This is a genomic window from Kitasatospora sp. NPDC048296, assembly GCF_043201815.1.
Lineage (GTDB): Bacteria > Actinomycetota > Actinomycetes > Streptomycetales > Streptomycetaceae > Kitasatospora.
The window spans coordinates 82,048-105,028 of sequence record NZ_JBICZB010000008.1; the positions used below are offsets into that span (position 1 = coordinate 82,048).

Genomic DNA, 22,981 nt, shown 5'->3' on the forward strand with positions numbered 1-22,981 from the left:
TGATGCCGTGGACTTCGTCGACGATGCCGTCGACAGTGGGACGAAGTTCGTCGCCAAGGGCCTGCAGAAGGGCGGGCACCTGGCCGGGAAGGCACTCGACGCGGCCGGGCTGCACGGCGCCGGACAGACCGTCAGCGGCTGGGGCGACGACATCGCCGACGACGCTGGTCTCAAGGTCGGCGAACGCAACCTCGATCAGAGCGACGACCCGAAGGAACTGCTGCACGGCGACGCCAAGAAGCTGAACGAGGTCGCCGGTCACCTGCAGAAGTTCCACGACGCGTTCGACAAGGCCGGCCAGGGCCTGACCCGCCTGGACACCGACCACTGGACCGGACAGGCCTCCGACAACTTCCGCCGGGAGTTCGACCCCCAGCCCAAGCAGTGGCTGGCGGCGTCGGACGCCTTCGCGAAGGCCGGCACCGCCCTGACCACCTACGCCCACACCGTCAGCTGGGCGCAGGACCAGGCCAAGGACGCCGTCAGGATCTGGAAGGAGACGCAGAAGAAGTCCGACGCCGCCGCCAAGACCTTCATGAACGACGCGATGACCTACGACCTCCGGTTGAAGGCCTACAACGCGACGCCGGCCGACCAGCGCCAGGGCGACCCGCCGGCCGACCCCGGCGAGTTCAAACCCCCCGCGGACGCGGTCGCCCAGTTCAAGGAGGCCGAGGACAAGCTGGACGCCGCCCGCACCCAGCGCGACTCGGCCGCCCGCACGGCGCTCGCGGCCGTCAAGGCCCTCGTGGACTCCGCCCCGGCGATGCCGAGCCGGACAGAGATCCTCAAGGCCGACCTGATGGACACCGCCACGTCCGTCCCGCAGCTGGCCGAACACTTCGGCGGCGGCGTCGTGAAGAGCGTCGTCGACCTGAACAAGCTCCTGCGCAGCGTGAACCCGCTCGACCCCTACAACATCACGCACCCCGCCGAGTACGCCACGGGCCTGTCCGGCCTCGTGGCCGGCCTGTCCACAACCGCCAACAACCCGACCGAGGCCGTCAAGGGCCTCGTCGGCAGCGGCTGGGGCTCCGACCCGGCCGAAGCCGGCGGCAAGCTCTTCGGCAACCTGCTGCTCGCCCCCGAAACCGGCGGCGGCGGTGTCGCCGCCACCGCCGCCGAACGCGAAGCCACCGCCGTAGCCGAGAACGCGGCCAAGAACACCGCCGAACAGGCCGCCAAGGACGCCGCCGAGAAAGCGGCTGAGCAGGGTGGTACAGCCGACTGGTACAAGGACATATTTGAGCCGAAAGGTCCGTGGCGGCCGGAAACCCAAGCCACATACCCGGCCTACCATGCGGGTTCGCTGTCGCCGGAGCAGGCCCAGGCTCTGATCGACAGCGAATTCCCCTGGCTGAAGGACATGAACAAGCCGCGCTGGGACGCCGAACAGCCGGGATATAGCGCGAACTGCACCAACAATGTTGTCACGGTTGACAGAAGGCTCGATGGCCAGGATCTGTATACTGCCCCACGTCCAACGGGGCGCACCGAACCGGAGACCGAAGAGCTGTTCAAGAAAGAGCTCGGAAATCCGGAAGCGTCCTTCCATGAGGTTCGCGGCTGCGATGTGATCAGCGAGGACATGTCGGCAAGGGGGCCTGGCTCTCGCGGGGTTGTGCAGATCGCACGGGGGAACTACTCGGGCCATGTGTTCAACGTGGTCAACATCGATGGTCGCGTGATCTATATAGACGGCCAAACTGGCAGGCTGGCGACCCTGGAGAAAGATGACATCGTTAGCATAAAATATATGTCCTATCGATAGTTGCAGTCGGGATTGTGCTGCCTATTGCGTGAGGAGTTTTGCGTTGATGACGCGACAGGAAGTAATCGAGGCGGCTCGGGTCCGCCTTGCCGGCCTCTATCCCATGGCGCCGCCGACTATCGTAATTCGGGACGAATTGGTCGAGGAGTACAGGTGGGCTTGGAAGGTGGTATTCGACACCCAGGAGCACCTGGACACCGGTGACACCAGCACGCTACCGATGAGCCGGTGCCTGTACGTTCGTAAGGACAACGGCGCAGTCGAGTTCATCCCGTCAGCGCTGTCCGTCAAGCAGAGCCGTTACTTCCTGGAGACCGGCATTTTCCCCCCGCCCCCGGACTTTCAGCTGTGAACGCCACCACTGATCGCACGCGGGCCTGGCTACGGCAGCTTTACGGGCCTGTGGTCGATCTCGCGACCGACCAGCCGGTCGCCGAAACCGAGCAGGCGTGGTGGTACGCCCTGCGCGCGTTGCCTGAATCCGGATACAAGACCACTCCGATGCTCAACGCCTCCATCGTCGTACCGAAGGACGGCTCGGCTCCATTCCATCCGGGCAATAGTGACCCTTGGGGAGATGCGATGGCGCTCGCCCAGAACCCGGGTCCGCGCACCCGGCAGGACTGGGAGAACCGTGTCAATGCGCGGAGCTGTGTGGTAGCGGTGGACGCTGCGATCGACCAGGCGGCGGTCAGCATGTTGCCGTGGCAGCCGTGGCATGAAGCCCCGGGCTGGTGGGGACGGTTGATCCGCCGGTACTTCGCTGGCGCCGAGGTCGGCACCTGTGCGGACTGGGACGAGGTGCTCTCGGCTGTTGGCCAGGGGGGCCAGGACGCGCGCGGTGTTGTGCGGGTCCGTCGTGAGCTGGGTGGCTTCGAGGCGACCGGGCATCTGCTGTACGCCTACAACGATGGAAGCCGCGTCGTTGTGCTGGACGGCCAGAGCGGCGGACTCGCCCGCCTCGATACGACTGGGGTGCGCCAGCTCACCCTGGCCCGTTTTCACCGACCACGTGGTGGCGTACCCGCTGTCTCTCCGCCGTGGCGGCGCACCGCCACCGACCTGGCCTCAGCAGTGGCCAAGGCCGAGGCGTGGCTCGCTGAGCACTACCGTGGCGAGGTCGTTCTCGTCGATCACGGCGAACAAGACGATCTCGGGCGGGGTTGGCTCTTCGCCTGCAACAATCGCGCCTTTCTTGCAAGCGGTGATTGGTCTCTGGGAATGCTGGACGCTGCCGTGGTGGTGCCGAAGGACGACACCTCCCCGTTCGGGCTGCCCAACACTGACCCATGGGGCTGGCTGGACCGGTGGCTCGCCGACGGCGTACCGGGCGTGGATGAGATGGCTCTGCCGCCTGCTCCCGGCCAAGCAGCCTGGTTCGCACCTACTTTGGCGCGGTTGGGAGCGGTCCTGGAAACGGTCGAGTTCGCCGACTGGCTGACCGCAATGGCCGGGGTGGTCCGCACCCCGGACGGCGCTCGCATGCTGGCCTGGGTCCGCCGGCGTGACCGCCGAGGGAGGGAGAGCGTCGGCAGGCTGATCGCTGTGGCGCATACGTCCAGGGGGCCGGTGCTCCTCGACGTAGCTACCGGCGAGGGGGCCGATATGGAGCTTGATGGCGTGATTTCGGTCCGGATCACTCGCTACCGGTGAATGCTGTCCTTGACGCTTCAGATCGCCGAATTGGCCGTCCGGGACTGGAAGTCGACATGAGCCACCGGCCGGTTCACTGCAGGTCCCGACCATGGGGTCGTTGTTCCGGCGGACGCTCCGCTGTAGGGCCGGCTCGCGGCGTTCTGTGAAAGGGCCTAGTTGATGAGCGAAAACGAAGGAAGTCGCTTTCGGGATGATATGCAATTGCGCCTAGTGGAGGGCGGGCCAGCCAGTTACGTTTATCGGACTGACAAGCCGGTCGAGTACGTGGCGATTGCCAGCGAAAGCGTTGGGATTCTTGGCTACGTTTGGGCCTGTGACGCTGACGATGCCGCAGGCTGGGAGGCGCGGCTCTCCGTTGGTCCCATCGCGATGAATGGCGGTGCGTACTGGTTCGCCAGGCTCCGCGAGGCCAAGGCTCGCGGACTGCTTCCGTCGCAGGCCCTGGACGTGCTGTCCGCAGATACTGAGGGTGGTTGGTCTGGGAGGGCTGTGCCTGGCTCGCGAGCTACGGCAACAAGCCTTGAAGCGCTGCGCGAGAAGGCTCGCGAAGGCTGGGAGTCGCCCGCACAGCCGGAGCCGCCTCGCGGCCGTCGCGGCTGAGTCCCACGAGCGCCCGGTGGCTTCCACCCCAGGACAGGGGTGGAAGCCACCGACGCGCTCCGGCGTGAGGGTTGTGGGTATGCGCCGGGGTCACCCGGGTGGCGGCTGGTGGGTCACCCGGGTGGCGGTGAGGGTGGTGGTATGGATGCGGAGGGTGCTTGGCGGGTAGGGCAGTTGCGGCGGGCGGCGGCTGCGGCGTTGATCGGGACGGCGATCGAGTTCTACGACTTCTTTCTGTACGGGACGGCAGCCGCGTTGGTGTTCGGGCCGGTGTTCTTTCCCGGACTGGGCACGGTGGGGGCGCTGTTGGCGGCGTTCTCGGTGTATGCGGTGGCGTTCCTGGCCCGGCCGTTGGGGGCGGTGGTGTTCGGGCATTTCGGGGACCGGGTGGGGCGGAAGGCGACGCTGGTGGTGTCGCTGCTGTTGATGGGGTTGGCGACGGCGGCGGTGGGGGTGTTGCCGGGGTTCGCGGTGTGGGGGTGGTGGTCGCCGGTGCTGCTGGTGGTGCTGCGGGTGTGCCAGGGCGTCGGGTTGGGCGGGGAGTGGGGCGGGGCGGCGCTGCTGATCGCGGAGAACGCGCCGGCCGGGCGGCGGGGCCGGTACGGGGGCTTCCTGCAGTTGGGGCCGACGGGTGGGTTCGTGCTGGCCAACGGGGTGTTCCTGGCGCTCCAACTCGGCATGGACGAGGCGTCGTTCCGGGGGTGGGGCTGGCGGGTGCCGTTCCTGGCCTCGACGTTGCTGGTGGCGGTGGGGCTGTTCGTGCGGCTGCGGATCGAGGAGTCCCCGCTGTTCCGGACGGGCGAGCCCCGGGAGCGGCCGCCGGTGGTGGAGGTGTTGCGCGAGCACTGGCGTCCGGTGCTGGCGGGCGGCGGGGCGATCACCGTGGGGTACGCGCTGTTCTACCTGACCACGACGTACGCGCTGGCGTATGCGACGTCCGGCCTCGGGGTGGCGAGCACGCTGGTGCTGTCGATGCTGCTGGTCGGGGCGGCGGGGATGGCCGTGACGGTGTGGCTGAGTGCCTCGCGCAGTGACCGGTGGGGGCGGCGGCGGACGTTGCAGTGGGCGACGGGGCTCGCCGCGGGGTGGTCGCTGGTGGTGTTCCCGCTGCTGGAGACGGTGCGGCGGCCGCTGATGTTCGTCGGGCTGGCGGGGGCGATGGTGGTGCTGGGCTGCGTGTTCGGGCCGGTGGCGGCGTTCCTGCCGGAGCTGTTCCCGACCCGGGTGCGCTACACCGGGGCCGCGCTGACGTACAACCTGGGCGGGGTGATCGGCGGTGCGACGACGCCGCTGGTGGCGACCAGGCTGACCGCGGCGTACGGGACGGCGCAGCCGGCGGGTTGGTACCTGGCGGGGCTGGGCGTGCTGGCCCTGGGGTGCCTGCGGCTGTTGCCGGAGACCACGGGCGCGGAGTTGGCGGCGGTGGACGGCGGACGCCGCCGGGCGCCCGTCCTGGGGACGGACCCGGCGGCGTAGGCGCAGGCGCGGGGAGGGCTCAGCCGGCCAGGGCGGCCCGGCCGGCCAGCACGATCGCGGTGTGCCGGGCGACGCGCTCGCCGAGGTGCTCGGCGGTCGCGATGTCGGCCTTGTGGACGGCCTCGACGCCGGCGTCGGAGGGCGAGGAGGCGGCGGCGCCGCTGAAGAAGCCGAGGCGGTTGAGGTCGTCCTCGCTGGCGGTGGTGGCGTTCCAGCCGGGCTTGAGGCCGAGGTTGACCCAGTTCATGCCGTGCTGGGCGGCGAGGGTCTGGAAGAAGCCGAGGGTGCTGGCCTTGTCGCCGCTCTTGGAGGCGGAGTTGGTGAAGCCGGCCGCGACCTTGTCCTTCCAGGCGTCGGTGAACCAGCGCTTGCTGGTGGCCTCGGCGAAGACGTGGAAGGCGCCGGAGGCGGTGCCCATGTAGGTGGGGGAGCCGAAGACGATCGCGTCGGCGGCGTCCAGCTGGGCCCACTGCTCGTCGGTGATGGTGTCGACGGCGATCGAGACGACCTCGGCACCTGCGGTGGCGGCGCCGCGGGCGACGGCCTCGGCTATCACGGCGGTGTGGCCGTAGCCGGAGTGGTAGGCGATCGCGACGGTCGGGCGGATGGCGGTCATGCGGGGCGCTCCTGTACGGGACGGCGGTGGGCCGGTGGGCCGGTGGGGAAGTGGCGGGGACGGGCCCGGGCAGGGCGAAGCTTGCGGACGCCCGGCCCGTCGAACGGTCTCCAATATAGACCAAGTCTCCATTGGTTACCAGGAGCGGATTGGAGACCGCGGGGCTACCCTGGTCGGTATGACGACGGAGGAAACGGCCCGGGAGCAGGGGCAGCCGCACGGGCAGGTGCTGGAGCTCAACGTCTTCGCCCAGCTCTGCCCCAGCCGCGAGATGTTCGCCGAGCTGGCCGACAAGTGGTCACTGCTGATCCTGATGAGCCTCGCCGCCTGCGGGCCGCAGCGCTTCTCCGAACTCCAGCGCGGGATCGGCGGGGTCAGTCGCAAGATGCTCACCCAGTCGCTGCGCGCCCTGGAGCGCGACGGCCTGGTGCTCCGCACGGTCTTCCCGGAGACGCCGCCGCGAGTGGTCTACGACCTGCTGCCGCTCGGCCGGGAGCTGGCGGAGCTGGTCTCCCCGCTCGGCCGCTGGACGGAGCGGCGCGCCCGGCAGATGCTCGCGGCCCGTGAGGAGTTCGACGCGGCGCACCCCGAGGCCTGAGCGGTCGGAGGCGGGCCGGGGAGGCCCGAGGTGGGCCCGGGCAGGGCCGATTTCCCTTCCGGGTCGACGGCCGTGTAATGTCTTCCTTGTTCGACCGGCCCGGGAAAACAAAAACCCGGCAAGCCCCTATAGCTCAGTCGGTAGAGCGTCTCCATGGTAAGGAGAAGGTCTGCGGTTCGATTCCGCATGGGGGCTCCACTGAAAGACCCTCGCTTCGCGGCGGGGGTCTTTCGCGTTTCCCGAGCCCGCCGGCCCGGCCCGGCTCGGGCCCGACTCCAGCCGGGCCCGAGCCCGGCCGGACCGCCGACACGCGGTGGCCTAGCGGGTCGGGTGCGGAATGCGCTGTGATGGTGCGTCATCGGCCGCCCGCCCGAGGGGTGCGGGCGCGAGCCGGACCCCGACCGGGAGGGCGTCATGGGCGTTCGACTCGTGGTGGTCGACGACCATCGGCTGTTGGCCGAGGCGCTGGCCACCGCGCTCCAACTGCGCGGCCACCGGGTGCTCGCGGTCGGCTCCCCGGCCGGCGTCGCCGCCGACCTGGTGGCCGGGCGGCGGCCGGAGGTGTGTCTGCTGGGCGTGGCCGCGCCGGGGGAGCCCGGGGCCTTCGACGGGCTGCGCCGGATCCACCGGGAGCGCCCCGAGGTGGCCGTGATCGTGCTCGGGCCGGTCGGCGAACTGCGGGGCGTGGCAGGGGCGTTCGCGGCCGGCGCGGCCGGGTACGTGCCCAGCGACGAGCGGATCGAGGTGGTCGAGCGGGCGATCGGACGGGCCCGGGCGGGCGAGGCCGCGGTGGCGGTGGACGTCCTGCGCGGGGCCTTCGACCAACTGCTGCGCCCGGTGGCCGAACCGGACGACGAGGCGGTCCGGCTGCTGCGACTGCTGACCCGCCGTGAGGTGCAGGTGCTGGCCCGGATCGCGGACGGCGAGGACACCGCGGCGATCGCCGCCGGGATGCGGATCGCCGCGAGCACCGCCCGTACCCACGTCCAGCGGGTGCTGATGAAGCTGGGCGCGCGCACCCGGCTGGAGGCGGCCGCGGTGGCCGCGCGCACCGGCCTGCTGGAGCGGATGTCCGGCGGCTGAGGACGGTGACTGTGGAGAGCGGCTGAGGACTGGGTGAGAAAGCCCGGGAGCGACCACCCCGGTGGTCGGGAGCACCCCGCCGGGCAGGGACAATTGGCGGCAGTCGTACGCATTCCGTCGATGGCCGCCGACCGGGCGGACCCATCGCCCGCTGGAGGTCTCATCATGAGTAAGTACCTGGTCACGGGTGGCGCCGGCTACGTCGGCAGCGTGGTGGCCGCCCACCTGCTGGAGGCGGGTCACCAGGTGACCGTCCTGGACGACCTGTCGACCGGCTTCCGCGAGGGCGTCCCGACCGGTGCCGAGTTCGTCGAGGGGCGGATCCAGGAGGCCGGCAAGGTGCTGGACGGCTCCTTCGACGGCGTGCTGCACTTCGCCGCCTCCTCGCAGGTCGGCGAGTCGGTCGTGGACCCGGAGAAGTACTGGCGCAACAACGTGGCCGGCTCGCTGGAGCTGATCAGCGCGATGCGCGCGGCGGGCGTGCGCAAGCTGGTGTTCTCCTCCACCGCCGCCACCTACGGCGAGCCGGAGGCGGTGCCGATCGCCGAGACCGCCCGCACCGCGCCGACCAACACCTACGGCGCCACCAAGCTCGCGGTGGACCACCTGATCACCAGTGAGGCCGTCGCGCACGGCCTGGCCGCCGTCTCGCTGCGCTACTTCAACGTGGCCGGCGCGTACGGCGCCTACGGTGAGCGCCACGACCCCGAGTCGCACCTGATCCCGCTGGTCTTCCAGGCCGCACTGGGCCAGCGCCCGCACATCGCGGTGTACGGCGACGACTACCCGACCCCGGACGGCACCTGCATCCGCGACTACATCCACGTCGCGGACCTGGCCGAGGCGCACCTGCTGGCGCTGGACGCCGCCAAGCCGGGCGAGCACCTGATCTGCAACCTGGGCAACGGCAGCGGCTTCTCGGTGCACGAGGTGATCGAGTCGGTCAAGCGCGTCACCGGCCGGGAGATCCCGGTGCAGGTGGCCGGTCGCCGGGCCGGCGACCCGGCGGTGCTGGTGGCCTCCGCCGAGCGCGCCCACCAGGAGCTGGGCTGGACGCCGCGGCGCCCGAAGCTGGACGACATCGTGGCCGACGCCTGGAAGTTCACCCTGGAGAAGAACGCCGGCTGACCAGGGGCGAGTCGGGACGGCCCCGGGGGCGCGGAAGGCGCCCCCGGGACCGAACGGACCGAACAAGTCCGGCCACCCACACAGCTCCTGACGAAAGTTCACCAATCCACCACGGGGGAGTTTCCCGGCCCGTACGCTGAGTGCGGTACCGGTGGGGGCCGGCGCCGATTCGGCCTCACCGGCCAACCGGTGGGCGGGCGGGGCGACGGGTTCGGAGCGCGGCCGCCGGACCGGTCCCCGCTCCCGGGCTCGGGCGCTCTGAGCAGGGGGGTAGTGACGATGGGGCGGATCCGGGTCCTGGTGGTCGACGACCACCGGATCTTCGCCGAGGCGCTGGCCGCGGCCCTCGCCGCCGAGCCCGACGTGGAGGTGGGTGCGGCGGGCAGCGCGGCCGCCGCCGAGCGGGCGCTGGAGCGCGCCGCCGCCGAGGGGCGGGCCTACGACGTGGCGCTGATCGACGCCGACCTGGGGGCCGAGACCGCGGGCGCCCGGGCCAGGCCGGGGGCCGAACCGGCCGAGGAGGCCCGGCGCCGCCAGGCCCCGGCCGCCCCGCCGCCCCGCCGGTCCGCGGCACCGACGACCGTCGCCCGTGCGGCGGACCAGTTGCGCGCGGAGCAGTTGCGCTCCGATCAGCTGCGCTCCGATCAGCTGCGCCCGGAGCAGTTGCGTGCCGACCAGCTCAGGGCCGCCTCTCCGCCCCCCGACGGCATCACCCTGCTCGGCCGGCTGCGCCGCGCCCACCCCGGGCTGCGCGCCGTCGTCCTGGCCACCGCCGACGACCCGCACCGCGCCGCCCGGGCGCTGCACGCGGGCGCCACCGGCTGGGTGGCGAAGGAGAGTTCGCTGGCCCGACTGCTGGCCGTGGTCCGGGGCGTGCTGCGGGACGAGACGCATCTGCCGCCGGCGCTGCTCACCGGGGTGATCCGCGAGCTCACCACCGCCCGGCGGGACCGCACCGAGAGCGAGCGGCTGGTGGACACCCTCACCCCGCGGGAGAAGCAGATCCTGCGCTGCATGGTGGCGGGCCTGGGCCGGCAGGCCGTCGCCGAGCGGCTCTACCTGTCGCCGCACACCGTCCGTACCCACATGCAGAACGTGCTCGGCAAGCTCGGGGTGCACTCCACCCTGGCCGCCGTCGCGGTCGCCCGCCGGGCCGGGATCAGCCCCGCCGAGTCGGCGGTGCCGCCGTCCATCGCCTCCGCCCCCTGAGCGGCGGCGGACGGGGCTCAGCCCGGGATGTTGTCGAACGGCGCGACCAGCAGCCGCAGCAGCGCGGCGAGTTCGCCCTGCTGTCCGGAGCTGAGCTGGGCGAGGAGTTCGCGCTCGTGCGCGAGCAGCCCGGCCAGCGCCTGGTCGGCGCGGTCCCGGCCGTCGTCGGTCAGCCGGACCAGGACGCCGCGCCGGTCGTCCGGGTCGGGCAGGCGCTTGACCAGGCCCTTGCCGGTGAGCCGGTCGATCCGGTTGGTCATGGTGCCGGAGGTGACCAAGGTCTGGGTGAGCAGTTGGCCGGGGGAGAGCTGGTACGGGGAGCCGGCCCGCCGCAGGGCGGTCAGGACGTCGAACTCCCAGGGCTCCAGGCCGTGCTCGGCGAAGGCGGTGCGGCGGGCGCGGTCCAGGTGCCGGGCGAGCCGGCTGACCCTGCTGAGCACCTCAAGCGGCTCCACGTCGAGGTCGGGGCGCTCTCGGCGCCATGCTGCGACCAGCCTGTCGACCTCGTCCTCCATGACGATCAGTGTATCGGTGGATGTGTCGATGTGAAGTCTCTTGACATCGAGAAATGTGCCAGCGAGGCTACATCGAGATATCTTGATGTCGAGATACCTGCGAGGTGAGCCATGACCACCCCCGTCTGGGACCCGGCGCAGTACCTGCGCTTCGCCGACGAACGCACCCGCCCGCTGCGCGAACTGATCGCCCGCGTCCCCGTCCTCCCGGATCCGGATCCGCACGGCGCCGTGATCCTCGACATCGGCTGCGGCCCGGGCAACTCCACCGCCGTCCTGCGCGAACGCTGGCCGCAGGCCCGGATCACCGGTATCGACAACTCCGCCCCGATGCTCGCCACCGCCCGCACCGAGGGCGAGCCCACCGCCGACTACCTGCTCGCCGACGCCCGCGCGTACGACCCCGCCCCGGCCCGGCCCGACCTGATCGTCTCCAACGCGACCCTGCAGTGGATCGACGGCCACCTCGACCTGATCCCGCGCTGGGCCGCCGCGCTGCGCCCGGGCGCAGCGGTCGCCTTCCAGGTCCCCGGCAACTTCGACGCCCCCAGCCACACCCTGCTCGCCGACCTGCGCCGCAGCCCCCGCTGGCGCGACGCCCTCGGCGTCGACGCCGTCCGCTCCGGCGTCCACCCGCCCGAGCGCTACCTCGACGTCCTGGCCGGCGCCGACTGCCTCCCCGACGTCTGGGAGACCACCTACCGCACCCTGCTGCCGGGGCCGGACCCGGTGCTGGAGTGGGTCAAGGGCAGCGCCCTGCGACCCGTCCTCACCGGGCTCGCCGACCCGGCCGACCGGGCCGCCTTCCTCGCCGAGTACGGGCGGCTGCTGCGCGAGGCCTACCCGGCCGGGCCGTACGGGACGGTGTTCCCGTTCCGGCGGATCTTCGCGGTGGGGGTGAAGCGGTAGTGGGGGTGAAGCGGTAGCGGCCGGGCCCGGTGCGGGCTCAGCCCTTGCGGTCGCCGACCAGCTTCGGGTGCCGCTCCAGACCCTCCAGCCCGTGCCAGGCCAGGTTCACCAGGTGCGCCGCCACCGTCGCCTTGTCCGGCTTGCGGACCTCCAGCCACCACTGGCCGGTCAGCGCGACCATCCCGACCAGCATCTGCGAGTACATCGGGGCCAGCCGGGCGTCGAAGCCGCGGGACTTGAACTCCAGGCCCAGGATGTCCTCGACCTGGGTCGCGATGTCGCTGATCAGCGAGGCGAAGGTGCCGGTCGACTGGGCCACCGGCGAGTCCCGGACCAGGATCCGGAAGCCGTCCGTCGAGGTGTCGATGTAGTCCATCAGCGCGAACGCGGCCTGCTCCAGCAGCTCGCGGGAGTGCCCGCCGGTGAGCGCCCCCGTCACCATGTCCAGCAGCAGCTGCATCTCGCGGTCCACGACCACCGCGTACAGCCCCTCCTTGCCGCCGAAGTGCTCGTACACCACGGGCTTGGAGACCCCGGCGCGCTCGGCGATCTCCTCCACCGAGGTGCCGTCGTAGCCGCGCTCCGCGAAGACCGTCCGGCCGATCTCCAGCAGCTGCTCCCGGCGCTGCTTGCCGGTCATCCGCACCCGGCCGCCCCGGCGGCGCGGGGCCGAGGCGGCCGCGCCCCCGCCCGTACCTCGTTCCGTGCCCCGTTCCGTGCCCCCGTTGGCGGGCGTGCCCGCCGGTGCAGCGGCCCGCGGACGGACCGGCGCCGTTCCGGGCGCCGCGTCCGTCCGCGTGCTGTGGTGACCGCCTGTGCTGTCTGCGCTGCTCCCGTTCACCCCTACATCATGCTGGAAGCGCCGCCTCATGCGGCGCGGCGGGCGGCGATCCGCTGCGCGTCCGGCCAGCGGACGTCCCGGACCCAGCCGGCCAGCTCGAACCAGCGGATCAGCCGGGCCGAGGAGTCGATCTGTCCACGGAGCACCCCGTGCCGGGCCGCGGTCGGGTCCGCGTGGTGCAGGTTGTGCCAGGACTCGCCGCAGGAGAGCACCGCGAGCCACCAGACGTTGCCGGAGCGGTCCCGGGAGCGGAACGGGCGCCGGCCGACCGCGTGGCAGATCGAGTTGATCGACCAGGTGACGTGGTGCAGCAGCGCCACGCGGACCAGCGACCCCCAGAAGAAGGCGGACAGCGCGCCCTCCCAGGACAGGCTCACCAGGCCGCCGACCAGCGCGGGCAGCAGCAGCGAGATCGTGGTCCAGAGCCAGAACAGCCGGGAGATCCGCCTTATGGCCGGGTCGCGGACCAGGTCCGGGGCGTACTTGAGCTGAGAGGTCTGCTCCTCGTCGAACATCCAGCCCATGTGCGCCCACCAGAGGCCCTTGATCAGCGCCGGGACGCTCTCCCCGTAGCGCCAGGGCGAGTGCGGGTCGCCGTCCTTGTCGCTGAAGCGGTGGTGCTTGCGGTGGTCGGCCACCCAGCGCACCAGCGGGCCCTCGACGGCCAGGCTGCCGGCGATCGCCAGCACCAGGCGCATCGGGCGGTTGGCCTTGAAGGCGCTGTGGGTGAAGTAGCGGTGGTAGCCGACGGTGATGCCGTGACAGGTGAGGAAGTACATGGCGACGGTGACCGCCACGTCCGTCCACCCCAGCCCCCACCCCCAGGCCACCGGCACCGCGGCGACCAGCGCGGTGAACGGCACGAGGATGAACAGGCCGAGTGCGAGGCGCTCGGCGAAGCCCTGCCTCTCCCCGCCACGGGTGGCGGACAGCCGGGTCGCGGCGTCGGCGGAGGAATCGGGGGAGGGATCGGGGAGCGCGGCGCCCCCCGCATGCGCCTGGCCGGCCTGGATGGTCATGGGGCGTCCCTTCGCGGCGTCCCGAACGGGACAGAGCGGAGCCTACGTTTGCGTAACCTACGGCATCGTAGGTTGCGCTCCGTGTCCAGGGGAACACACTGCTGCGCGGCGCTTGAGTGAATTCACCCGACTGGATGGATGAACCCCGGGCCCGCGGTGTTCGATCCGCCGCGGCGGATCCGCGCCCGCGGATCGGGCTGGTTGATACCCACGGGGGGGTCGACTCGGGTAGGGTCTGACACGACTGTCCGCCGTGGTGTAATGGCAGCACAGGGCCCTTTGGAGGCCTTTGTCTGGGTTCGAATCCTAGCGGCGGAGCCTCTGCACGCCTCAGGTTCGGGCGTTTCCCCCCTCGCCGGTATTGTCAGTGCTGCTCGGCGGACTGTGCGAATGGCGACCGGCCTGGGTCCGGGCCGGGCCTGCCTGCTCTGCCCTCGCTGTGAACCTACTGAGGAGCCTCCCCGCATGGGTGCCAATTCGCTTGCCGCCGTTGTCGTGCTCGCCGCCGGTGGCGGGACCCGGATGAAGTCGAACAAGCTGCCCAAGGTGCTGCACGAGGTGTGCGGGCGCTCGCTGGTGGGGCACGCGGTCTCGGCGGCCGCGGAACTGACGCCGGCGCAGCTCGTGGTGGTGGTCGGCCACCAGCGCGAGCAGGTGGAGGAGCACCTGGCGGCGCACTACCCGGCGGTGCGGCCGGTGGTGCAGGAGGAGCAGAACGGGACCGGGCACGCGGTGCGTACGGCGCTGGAGGCGCTGACCGCGGACGGTGTGGTGCTGGACGGCACCGTGATCGTCACCGCCGGGGACTCGCCGCTGCTGACCGGGCGGACCCTGCGCCGACTGGCGGACGCGCACGCCGCGCAGCAGAACGGGGTCACCGTGCTGACCGCCGTCGTCCCCGAGCCCTTCGGCTACGGCCGCATCCTGCGCGACGAGGACGGCACCGTCGCCGCGATCGTCGAGGAGCGGGACGCCAGCGACACCCAGCGCGCGATCACCGAGATCAACTCGGGCGTCTTCGCCTTCGACGCCAAGCTGCTGGTCGAGGCGCTGGCCGAGCTCACCACGGACAACTCGCAGGGCGAGGAGTACCTGACCGACACCCTGGAGATCCTGCGCAAGGCCGGGCACCGGGTCGGCGCCGTGGTCGCCGAGGACCACCGGGACATCCTGGGCATCAACGACCGGGTCCAGCTGGCGCAGGCCCGCCGGCTGCTGAACGACCGCCTGCTGGAGCAGGCGATGCGCGCCGGCGTCACCGTGATGGACCCGGCGACCACCTGGTTCGACGTGCAGGTCTCGTACGAGCCGGACGCCGTGGTGCTGCCGAGCACCCAGCTGCAGGGCGCCACCCACCTGGGCGAGGGCTGCGAGGTGGGTCCGAACTCCACCCTGAAGGACACCCTGATCGGCGCCGGCGCCCGTGTGAGCAACACCACGGCCGACCGCGCGGAGATCGGCGAGCTGGCCGCCGTCGGCCCGTACGCCTACCTGCGGCCGGGCGCGAAGCTGGCCCGCAAGGCGAAGGTCGGCACCTACGTCGAGGTGAAGAACTCCGAGCTGGGCGAGGGCGCCAAGGTGCCGCACCTCTCCTACATCGGCGACGCCACCATCGGCGAGGGCGCCAACATCGGCGCGGCCTCGGTCACCGTGAACTACGACGGGATCAACAAGCACCGCACGGTCGTCGGCGCACACTGCCGCACCGGTTCGGACAACATGTTCATCGCCCCGGTCACCGTCGGTGACGGCGCCTACACCGCGGCCGGCTCGGTGATCACCAACGACGTTCCGCCCGGCGCGCTGGGTGTGGGCCGGGCGCAGCAGCGCAACATCGAGGGCTGGGTCGAGCGCAAGCGCCCCGGAACCACGTCCGCGCAGGCCGCGAAGGCCGCGGCGGACGGGGCCGTCGGGGCCTGACGGGACGGGCGGTGCGCCCGCGGGGCGGTCCCGGGGCGGACGGTTTCTGCGCGGGCGCGTAACCTGGAGGACATACGTGCGCCACTGGGCTTACCGCCCGTGTCCAGGCGTACCGACAATTCCCCGATCCCCCGTGAGTGCGGGCTGCGCCTGCCCTCCGCGGGGGAGGGGTTCAGCGTCCGCAACGCGAGGAGACGGTGCAGTGAGCGGGATCACGACGTCGGGTGAGAAGAAGCTGAAGCTCTTCTCCGGCCGTGCCCACCCGGAGCTGGCGAAGGAGGTTGCCGAGGCGCTGGGGACCGAGCTGGTCCCGACCAAGGCCCTCGACTTCGCCAACGGCGAGATCTACGTCCGCTTCCTGGAGTCGGCGCGAGGCGCGGACTGCTTCGTGATGCAGAGCCACACGGCTCCCATCAACCAGTGGATCATGGAACAGCTGATCATGATCGATGCGCTGAAGCGGGCCTCCGCCAGGAGCATCACCGCGATCCTGCCGTTCTACGGGTACGCCCGCCAGGACAAGAAGCACTTGGGCCGCGAGCCGATCTCGGCCCGCCTGATCGCCGACCTGCTGCGCCAGGCCGGTGCCGACCGTCTGATGGCGGTGGACCTGCACACCGCGCAGATCCAGGGCTTCTTCGACGGCCCGGTGGACCACCTGTTCGCGCTGCCGCTGCTGGCCGACTACATCGGCGAGAAGGTGGACCGCTCCAAGCTGACCGTCGTCTCGCCGGACGCCGGCCGGGTGAAGGTGGCCGACCAGTGGTGCGACCGTCTGGACGCGCCGCTGGCGATCATCCACAAGCGCCGCGACATCACCCAGGCCAACACCATCCTGTCGGCCGACGTCGTCGGTGACGTCAAGGACCGGGTCTGCGTCCTGGTCGACGACATGATCGACACCGCCGGCACCATCTGCGCCGCCGCCGACGCGCTGTTCGAGAACGGCGCCGCGGACGTCATGGTGGCCGCCACCCACGGCGTGCTCTCCGGCCCGGCCGCGGACCGGCTGAAGAACTCGCGGGTGAGCGAGTTCGTGTTCACCAACACGCTGCCCACCCCGGCGCAGCTCCAGCTGGACAAGATCACCACGCTGTCCATCGCCCCGTCGATCGCGGCCGCGATCCGCGAGGTGTTCGAGGAGGGCTCGGTCACGAGCCTCTTCGAGGGCGTGCACTGACGAAGGCCCCGCGCGGCGGCCCCGGTCCCTGGCGGGCCGGGGCCGCCGCCGATTTCACGGGAGGGCACCGGTGCGGTTAGACTCGTGAAACTGCTCGGCGAGGGATGCCGTGTGCCCGCTGGCCGGGTGCCGACACCGTGATCGACGCGCTGCCGGTAGCGGATTCCGTCCACCGGCAGAGGCCGTTGCCGCCGAGTGACCCCCGAACGTACTGAGGGTGTGGTCCCGGCGGTTTTTCGCGTTGCCTGCACCCCCGCGCCAGTCTTCACGAGGAGTGCAGTCGTGTCCGAGATCCGTCTTGCCGCTGAGACCCGTTCCGAGTTCGGCAAGGGTGCCGCCCGCCGCGCCCGCCGCGCCGGCTTCGTCCCCGGTGTCGTCTACGGCCACGGCCACGCCCCGGTTCACCTGAACCTGCCCGGCCACGACCTGATGATGGCCCTCAAGACCCCGAACGCCCTGCTGGTCGTGCCGATCGACGGCAAGGACGAGTACGTGCTGCCGAAGGCCGTCCAGCGCGAGGCCATCAAGCGCACCATCGAGCACGTCGACCTGCTGCTGGTCAAGCGTGGCGAGAAGGTCACCGTCGAGGTTCCGGTCCGCACCGAGGGCGAGCTGGCCCCGGGCGGCAACCTGCTGGAGCACGTCCTGCAGGCCCTGCCGGTCGAGGCCGAGGCCACCCACCTGCCCGAGGCCGTCACCGTCTCGGTCGAGGGCCTGGAGGCCGGTGCCTCCGTCCACGCCAAGGACATCGTCCTGCCGGCCAACGTCTCGCTGGCCGTCGAGGCCGACGCCGTCGTGCTGCAGGTCATCGCCGCCCAGGCCGCCCCGGCCGAGGAGGCCGAGGAGGCCGCCGAGGGTGCCGAGGCCTGAGCCTCGCGCTAGTCGCTGAGACCGCTGCCCCGGTCGCTCCCGCTGGAGCGGCCGGGGCAGCGGTGTGTCCGGGATGATGACGTCGAGCGCGAGGGCGACGAGGAGAGTGGGAATGGCTGAGGAGTACGACGGCCCCTGGCTGGTGGTGGGGCTGGGCAACCCCGGGGAGCAGTACGCCCGGAACCGGCACAACATCGGCTTCATGGTGGTGGACCTGCTGGCGCAGCGGATGGGCGCCAAGTTCAAGGCGCACAAGAGCCGGGCCCAGGTGGCCGAGGGGCGGCTGGCGGGCAGGCGGGTGGTGCTGGCCAAGCCGATGTCCTTCATGAACCTGTCCGGCGGGCCGGTGACGGCGCTGCGGGACTTCTACAAGGTGCCGGCGTCGGCGCTGATCGCTGTCCACGACGAGCTGGACATCGACTACGCGGCGCTGCGGCTGAAGCTGGGCGGCGGCGACAACGGCCACAACGGGCTGAAGTCGATCACCAAGTCGCTGGGCCCGGACTACCACCGGGTGCGTTGCGGGATCGGCCGTCCGCCGGGCCGGATGGAGGTCGCGGACTTCGTGCTGAAGGACTTCTCCTCGACCGAGCGCAAGGAGCTGGAGTGGTTCGTGGACCGCTCGGCGGACGCGGTGGAGGCGCTGCTGTCCGAGGGGCTGGAGCGGGCGCAGGGCACCTACAACTCCTGACGTGCCGTCATGGGCGTGCTGTGCGGGGTACACAACAGTCGTACAACGCTTGCCGTGCCAAACCTGAATCCGTGTGAGAACCCTGTGCGGGATCGGATAGCGTCGGCCTGGTACGCGAACGGGTCCTGGGGAGTTCTCGATGCGGAGATTGCGTCCGGTCCGCCGACTTCGGCGGCTCCGGGTGGTCCGGCTGAAGCAGCTCGGACGGCGGGTCGGCACGGCCGGTGCGCTGGGGGCGGCCGGGGTGTTGTTGTCGAGCGGTGCGGTGGCGCACGCCGATCCGGCGGTAGAGCCGGATGCGGTGGTCTCGCCGGAGCCCGCGGCGGCGCAGTTCGCCCCGGTGCTCGGCGATTCGGTCGGGCCGGACGCCGGGCTGCTGGCGGTCGGCGGCGGCCTGGTGGTCGTGGCCGGCGGTGCGGCGCTGTGGCTGAAGCGGCGGCGCGCGGGCGAGCCCGGCGAGTAGGAATTCACGGCGAGGGGCCGGTGTCCACGGGAGTGGGCGCCGGCCCCTCGCCGTCTTGTCATCCGTTTCCGTCGGGTGGGGCGTCATGAGGGTATGAAGCGCGAATCGATGCGCCCGGGGGGTTCCGGATCCGACCCGTTCGACGAGTTCGTCGCGGCGCGGTACCAGGCCCTCCTGCGGGGGGCGTACCTGATCACCGGGGATGTTCACGACGCCCGGGACCTGTTGCACGACGCCTTGGCGCGGGTGTACCCGAAACGGTCGGCGATCCGGGAGCCCGGGGCGGCCGAGGGGTACGTCCGCCGGACGATGGTCCGCACCCACGTCTCGCGGTGGCGTCGGACCAGACGCGAGGTGCTGACGTCCGCGCCACCGGACGGACCGGCGGTCCAGGAGGCCGATCGGGACGAGCGGCTCGCGGCGGCGCTGGCCGGGCTGCCGCGGCGGCAGCGGGCGGCGGTGGTGCTGCGTTACTACCTGGACCTGTCGGTCGCCCAGGTGGCGGAGGAGCTGGGGTGCTCGGTGCCCACGGCGAAGACCCACCTGGCGCGGGGGATCAAAGCGCTTCGACAGGAACTGGAACCGATCAAGGAGTTGGTGGGTCGTGAGCGCTGAGGACGGGTTCGAGCAGGAGCTGGTCGTCCGGCTCGGGGCACGCGCGGCGGAGGTCGGCGGCAGCCCGCCGCTGGCCGAGCTGCGCGAGGCGGGGCGGCGACGGGCAGGGCGGCAGGGCGTCGTGCGAGGGGTCACGGCAGTGGCGGTGCTGGCGGTCTGCGCGGGGGTGCTGACGCAGCTGGGCGGCGGTGGTTCGGGCGTCGGCGGTGCGGTGGGCGCGGCCGGGACGGGCCTGCCGTCGGCGAGCGCTACGCGGGGGTCGGGTCGGGACGAAGTGAGCCCGCTCTTCGCGTGCACGAAGGGACCGACCTCGCTGCGGACGCCGGGGTTGCACTTCCACCCGAGCCTGCCGTCGTCGGGCTTCCCGTCGTCGGGGGTGCCGTCGTCGGGCTTCCCGTCGTCGGGGGTGCCGTCGTCCGGCCTTCCGTCGTCCGGCCTTCCGTCGTCGGGGGCGCCCTCGTCCGGGCCCGCGTCCTCGGGTTCGCCGTCGGCGCTGTCATCCGCGCAGTTGCAGCGGCTCGATCTGGAGCGGACGGCCGAGGCCGTGGGCAGGATGGCGACCACGAGCTACCGGGACCACTATTTCGGCCTTTGCTACGAGGACGACACGAGCACCGTGCACGTGATGCGGGTCCCGGGCTCCAACCTGGACACCGCCGTGGCCCGGATGATGGCCGACCGGCCCGCGCTGAAGGTGCGGTTCGTCGACGCGGTCGCGTCGCTCGACGACCAGAAGGCCCTGGCGGCCCGGGTCGACGGGGACCGCGCGTACTGGCGGTCCAAAGGCGTGGAGATCCAGTTCGTGGCAGTCGCCAACGACGGTGCCGGGCTGGTGGTCGACACCCCGCAGTGGGCCTCCGCCGGAGCGGAGATCAAGGCGAGGTACGGCCCTCTGGTGGTTGAGGTCCGGTAGGGAGAACCAGCGGGGCCGGCGGCGGGCAGTGCGCCCGCCGCCGGCCCCTTCGACGTGTCGGCCGTCAGCCGGTGTTGCGCAGGCCGGCGGCGATGCCGTTGACGGTGAGCAGCAGCGCGCGGGCGCGCAGCGGGTCCTCGTGGCGGCCGGCCGCGACCTCCTCGCGCTGGCGGCGCAGCAGCGCGACCTGGAGGTAGGAGATCGGGTCGAGGTAGGCGTCGCGGACGGTGAAGGTCTGCTTCAGCACCGGGTTGTGCTCCAGCAGTTCGCTCTCGCCGGTGAGCCGGAGCACCTCGCGCAGGGTGAGCTCGTGCTCGGCGACGATCTGGTCGAAGACGTGGTGCAGCTCGGCGGGCACCAGCTGCTCGACGTAGTGGCGGGCGATCCGCAGGTCGGTCTTGGCCAGCGTCATGGCGACGTTGGACAGGAAGTTGCGGAAGAAGTGCCACTGGCCGTACATCTCGTCCAGCACGTCACCGAGGCCGGCCTCGCGGGCGGCGGCGAGGCCGGAGCCGACGCCGTACCAGCCGGGGACGATCTGGCGGGACTGGGTCCAGCCGAAGACCCACGGGATGGCCCGCAGGCCGTCCAGGCCGGCGCCGGAGTCGGGGCGGCGGGAGGGGCGCGAGCCCAGGTGCAGCGAGGCGAGCTGGTCGACCGGGGTGGCGGCGAAGAAGTACTTCGGCAGGTCGTCCTGCTCGACCAGGGCCCGGTAGGCGGTGTGGGCGGCCGCGGAGACCTGGTCCATCGCGGCGTCCCAGCGGGCCAGTTCCTCGGGGGCCTGGCGCGGGGCGGTGTGCAGGGCGGAGGCGGCGAGGGTGGCGGAGAGGGTCAGCTCCAGGTTCTCCCGGGCGAGGGAGGGGAGCAGGTACTTGTCGGAGATGACCTCACCCTGCTCGGTGACCTTGATCTCGCCCTCCAGCGTGCCCCAGGGCTGGGCCAGGATCGCCTCGTGCGAGGGGCCGCCGCCGCGGCCGACGGTGCCGCCGCGGCCGTGGAAGAGGCGCAGCCGGATGCCGTAGCGGTGGGCGACGTCGCGCAGTCGGCGCTGGGCGCGGTGGATCTCCCACTGGGAGGTGGTGATGCCGCCGAACTTGGAGGAGTCGGAGTAGCCGAGCATGACCTCCTGGACGTCGCCGCGCAGTGAGACGAGCAGCCGGTAGGAGGGGTCGGAGAGCATCTCGTCCAGGATGCGGTCGGCCTGCTGGAGCTCGTCGGTGGTCTCCAGCAGCGGCACGATGCCGATCTTGGCGATGCCGGCGTGCAGGTCGATCAGACCGGCCTCGCGGGCCAGCACGGTGGCGGCGAAGACATCGTCGGCGCCCTGGCACATCGAGATGATGTAGCTCTCGACGATCTCGTCGCCGAAGCGCTCGAAGCCCTCGCGGATGGTGCTGAAGACGCCGAGGGTCTTGGTGCCGGCGTCGTCCAGCGGGGCCGGGGTGGGGGCGAGCGGGCGGCGCGAGCGCAGCTCCTTGGCGAGCAGCCGCTGCCGGTACTCGCGGGGCATGTCGGCGTAGCGCCAGGCCTCCTCGCCGAGGCGGTCGAAGAGCTGGCCGAGGGCGTGGTGGTGGGCCTCGGCGTGCTCGCGCACGTCCATGGTGGCGAGCTGGAGGCCGAAGGCCTCGACGGTGTTGATGGCGCGGGCCAGCCGGCCGTCGGCGATCAGCTCGCCGCGGTGGGCGCGCAGCGAGTCCTGGATCAGCCGCAGGTCGGCGATCAGCTCGCGGGTGCCGAGGTAGTCGCGGCCCTCGACGTGCGGGGTGCCGCCGGCCAGGCGCTCGCGGGTGTTCTCCAGCTTGAGCCGGATACAGGTGGCCTTGAGGCGGTAGGGCTCCTCGGCGTTCATCCGCTTGTAGCGGGGGCTGAGTTCGGGGAGCCGGTGCAGGTCGGTGTTGAGCGAGGCGAGCAGTTCGACCGAGGCGCCGGCCAGCCGCTCGGAGGTGGAGAGGGTGTTGCGCAGCTCGTCGATGGCGGCGAGGGCGTCCTTGATCCCGTACTCGTGCTGGAGGTTGAGGACGTCCCAGGTGACCTGGGGGGTGACGTTGGGGTTGCCGTCGCGGTCGCCGCCGATCCAGGTGCCGAAGGTGAGCGGGCGCACGCCCTCGGGCAGGCCCAGGCCGACCCGGGCGAGCTCCTCGTGCAGCTCCTCCAGCACCTCGGGGACGGCCTCGCGGTAGAGCTCGTCCAGGTAGTAGACGGCGTTGCGGGCCTCGTCGGTGGGTTCGGGGCGGGCGATGCGCAGCTCGTCGGTCTGCCAGAGCAGGTCGATGACCTCGGCGAGGCGGCGGTCGGCGGAGCGCTTGGCGCTGCTGGTGCGGGCCGGGTCGGCGGCGACCAGGCCGGAGGTGAGCTCCTCGCGGTGGATGCGGTCGAGGAGTTCGCCGATCCGGCGCAGCTTGTTGAGCACGCTGCGGCGGGCGGCCTCGGTGGGGTGGGCGGTGAAGACCGGGCGGACCGCGAGGTGGGCCAGGGTGTCCTCAAGATGCTTGGGGTCGGCCTCGGCGAGCTGGTCGGCGGTCTGGGCGAGCAGCGAGCCCTCGCGGGCGCGGCGGGTGGCGAACTCGCGGCCGCGGTGCACCTGCTCGGTGACGTTGGCGAGGTGGAAGTAGGTGGAGAACGCGCGGACCAGCTTGGCGGCGGTGTCCAGGTCGATGTCGGAGAGGAGTTCGGCGGTGGCCTCGCCGTCGGTGCGGCTGAGCAGTCGGACCTGTTCGACCAGGCCCAGCAGCTGGGGGCCCTCCTGGCGGACCAGCGTCTCGCCGAGCAGGTCGCCGAGGCGGCGGATGTCCGCGCGCAGCGCCGAGTTGTCTGCGGCTGCGCCGGCGGCGAGGACAGTGGGACTGTCCGCCGGAGTGGGGACCGGAGCGGTCACGGCTGGCTCCCTGTGGTGGTGGGGTTCGGCAAC

At 71.7% G+C, this 22,981-nt stretch carries 21 protein-coding genes and 2 tRNA genes; 18 read left to right on the forward strand and 5 right to left on the reverse strand.

Annotation, left to right across the window (positions count from 1 at the left end):
* The first annotated feature begins 7 nt into the window (after window positions 1-7).
* The 4 genes from ACGF12_RS08220 (at window position 8) to ACGF12_RS08235 (ending at window position 5,503) form a co-directional block, all read left to right on the forward strand.
* Complete coding sequence (locus tag ACGF12_RS08220) at window positions 8-1,771, forward strand: putative T7SS-secreted protein (RefSeq protein WP_393027147.1); 1,764 nt, start codon at window positions 8-10, stop codon at window positions 1,769-1,771.
* A gap of 46 nt (window positions 1,772-1,817) precedes the next feature.
* The gene (locus tag ACGF12_RS08225; RefSeq protein WP_393027149.1) at window positions 1,818-2,123 is read left to right on the forward strand and encodes a YrhB domain-containing protein; all 306 of its coding nucleotides are present in this window, start codon (window positions 1,818-1,820) and stop codon (window positions 2,121-2,123) included.
* Window positions 2,120-3,424 (forward strand): YrhB domain-containing protein, encoded by a 1,305-nt coding sequence (locus ACGF12_RS08230; protein WP_393027150.1) that lies wholly within the window; start codon window positions 2,120-2,122, stop codon window positions 3,422-3,424. The genes ACGF12_RS08225 and ACGF12_RS08230 overlap by 4 nt, the downstream gene beginning before the upstream one ends.
* A gap of 744 nt (window positions 3,425-4,168) precedes the next feature.
* Window positions 4,169-5,503: an MFS transporter gene (locus ACGF12_RS08235; protein ID WP_393027152.1), complete on the forward strand. Its 1,335-nt coding sequence runs from the start codon at window positions 4,169-4,171 to the stop codon at window positions 5,501-5,503.
* A gap of 19 nt (window positions 5,504-5,522) precedes the next feature.
* Here the strand turns inward: ACGF12_RS08235 and ACGF12_RS08240 are convergent, their stop codons facing one another.
* Window positions 5,523-6,119, reverse strand: coding sequence for a flavodoxin family protein (locus ACGF12_RS08240; RefSeq protein ID WP_387615161.1), 597 nt, complete (start codon window positions 6,117-6,119; stop codon window positions 5,523-5,525).
* Window positions 6,120-6,297: 178 nt separating this feature from the next.
* Here ACGF12_RS08240 and ACGF12_RS08245 point away from each other — a divergent pair, with 178 nt between their 5' ends.
* The 5 genes from ACGF12_RS08245 to ACGF12_RS08265 all read left to right on the forward strand — a co-directional run bounded on the left by ACGF12_RS08245 (window position 6,298) and on the right by ACGF12_RS08265 (window position 10,137).
* Entirely contained in the window at window positions 6,298-6,717 is a 420-nt protein-coding gene (locus tag ACGF12_RS08245) for a winged helix-turn-helix transcriptional regulator (protein ID WP_393027154.1), read from the forward strand.
* A 122-nt stretch (window positions 6,718-6,839) separates the two neighbouring features.
* Window positions 6,840-6,915: transfer RNA gene (locus tag ACGF12_RS08250), tRNA-Thr, on the forward strand.
* 216 nt (window positions 6,916-7,131) lie between these two features.
* Entirely contained in the window at window positions 7,132-7,800 is a 669-nt protein-coding gene (locus ACGF12_RS08255) for a LuxR C-terminal-related transcriptional regulator (RefSeq protein ID WP_380611901.1), read from the forward strand.
* 165 nt (window positions 7,801-7,965) lie between these two features.
* Window positions 7,966-8,928, forward strand: coding sequence for a UDP-glucose 4-epimerase GalE (gene galE, locus ACGF12_RS08260; RefSeq protein ID WP_393027157.1), 963 nt, complete (start codon window positions 7,966-7,968; stop codon window positions 8,926-8,928).
* A 279-nt stretch (window positions 8,929-9,207) separates the two neighbouring features.
* Window positions 9,208-10,137: a LuxR C-terminal-related transcriptional regulator gene (locus tag ACGF12_RS08265; protein ID WP_393027159.1), complete on the forward strand. Its 930-nt coding sequence runs from the start codon at window positions 9,208-9,210 to the stop codon at window positions 10,135-10,137.
* Between the two features lie 17 nt (window positions 10,138-10,154).
* On the opposite strand, the gene ACGF12_RS08270 is transcribed toward ACGF12_RS08265, so the two are convergent.
* On the reverse strand, window positions 10,155-10,652 hold the full coding sequence (locus ACGF12_RS08270) for a MarR family winged helix-turn-helix transcriptional regulator (protein WP_380411794.1): 498 nt from the start codon (window positions 10,650-10,652) through the stop codon (window positions 10,155-10,157).
* A 111-nt stretch (window positions 10,653-10,763) separates the two neighbouring features.
* On the opposite strand from ACGF12_RS08270, the gene ACGF12_RS08275 reads away from it, so the two are divergent.
* Complete coding sequence (locus tag ACGF12_RS08275; RefSeq protein WP_393027161.1) at window positions 10,764-11,561, forward strand: methyltransferase domain-containing protein; 798 nt, start codon at window positions 10,764-10,766, stop codon at window positions 11,559-11,561.
* A 37-nt stretch (window positions 11,562-11,598) separates the two neighbouring features.
* Here the strand turns inward: ACGF12_RS08275 and ACGF12_RS08280 are convergent, their stop codons facing one another.
* Window positions 11,599-12,201, reverse strand: a complete 603-nt coding sequence (locus tag ACGF12_RS08280; RefSeq protein ID WP_350526162.1) for a TetR/AcrR family transcriptional regulator — start codon at window positions 12,199-12,201, stop codon at window positions 11,599-11,601.
* A gap of 227 nt (window positions 12,202-12,428) precedes the next feature.
* On the reverse strand, window positions 12,429-13,421 hold the full coding sequence (locus tag ACGF12_RS08285; protein WP_393027164.1) for an acyl-CoA desaturase: 993 nt from the start codon (window positions 13,419-13,421) through the stop codon (window positions 12,429-12,431).
* A 247-nt stretch (window positions 13,422-13,668) separates the two neighbouring features.
* Between ACGF12_RS08285 and ACGF12_RS08290 the strand changes: the two genes are divergently transcribed.
* The 8 genes from ACGF12_RS08290 to ACGF12_RS08325 all read left to right on the forward strand — a co-directional run bounded on the left by ACGF12_RS08290 (window position 13,669) and on the right by ACGF12_RS08325 (window position 20,073).
* Window positions 13,669-13,739 (forward strand) — tRNA-Gln (locus ACGF12_RS08290).
* 147 nt (window positions 13,740-13,886) lie between these two features.
* Window positions 13,887-15,341 carry a bifunctional UDP-N-acetylglucosamine diphosphorylase/glucosamine-1-phosphate N-acetyltransferase GlmU gene (glmU, locus tag ACGF12_RS08295; RefSeq protein ID WP_393027166.1) on the forward strand — a complete coding sequence of 485 codons (1,455 nt, stop codon included), beginning with the start codon at window positions 13,887-13,889 and terminating at the stop codon, window positions 15,339-15,341.
* 202 nt (window positions 15,342-15,543) lie between these two features.
* Window positions 15,544-16,521, forward strand: a complete 978-nt coding sequence (locus tag ACGF12_RS08300; RefSeq protein WP_393027168.1) for a ribose-phosphate diphosphokinase — start codon at window positions 15,544-15,546, stop codon at window positions 16,519-16,521.
* Window positions 16,522-16,803: 282 nt separating this feature from the next.
* Entirely contained in the window at window positions 16,804-17,391 is a 588-nt protein-coding gene (locus ACGF12_RS08305) for a 50S ribosomal protein L25/general stress protein Ctc (RefSeq protein WP_393027170.1), read from the forward strand.
* Between the two features lie 112 nt (window positions 17,392-17,503).
* A complete protein-coding gene (gene pth, locus ACGF12_RS08310) occupies window positions 17,504-18,082 on the forward strand; it encodes an aminoacyl-tRNA hydrolase (protein WP_393027172.1) in 579 nt (192 codons plus the stop codon).
* A gap of 139 nt (window positions 18,083-18,221) precedes the next feature.
* Window positions 18,222-18,545 carry a hypothetical protein gene (locus ACGF12_RS08315; protein WP_393027174.1) on the forward strand — a complete coding sequence of 108 codons (324 nt, stop codon included), beginning with the start codon at window positions 18,222-18,224 and terminating at the stop codon, window positions 18,543-18,545.
* Between the two features lie 93 nt (window positions 18,546-18,638).
* On the forward strand, window positions 18,639-19,160 hold the full coding sequence (locus ACGF12_RS08320) for a SigE family RNA polymerase sigma factor (RefSeq protein WP_393027176.1): 522 nt from the start codon (window positions 18,639-18,641) through the stop codon (window positions 19,158-19,160).
* On the forward strand, window positions 19,150-20,073 hold the full coding sequence (locus ACGF12_RS08325) for a hypothetical protein (protein WP_393027178.1): 924 nt from the start codon (window positions 19,150-19,152) through the stop codon (window positions 20,071-20,073). Before ACGF12_RS08320 ends, ACGF12_RS08325 begins: the two co-directional genes overlap by 11 nt.
* Before the next feature lie 64 nt (window positions 20,074-20,137).
* Here ACGF12_RS08325 and ppc read toward each other — a convergent pair whose 3' ends face one another.
* Entirely contained in the window at window positions 20,138-22,873 is a 2,736-nt protein-coding gene (gene ppc / locus ACGF12_RS08330) for a phosphoenolpyruvate carboxylase (RefSeq protein ID WP_393027250.1), read from the reverse strand.
* Window positions 22,874-22,981 lie beyond the last annotated feature (108 nt).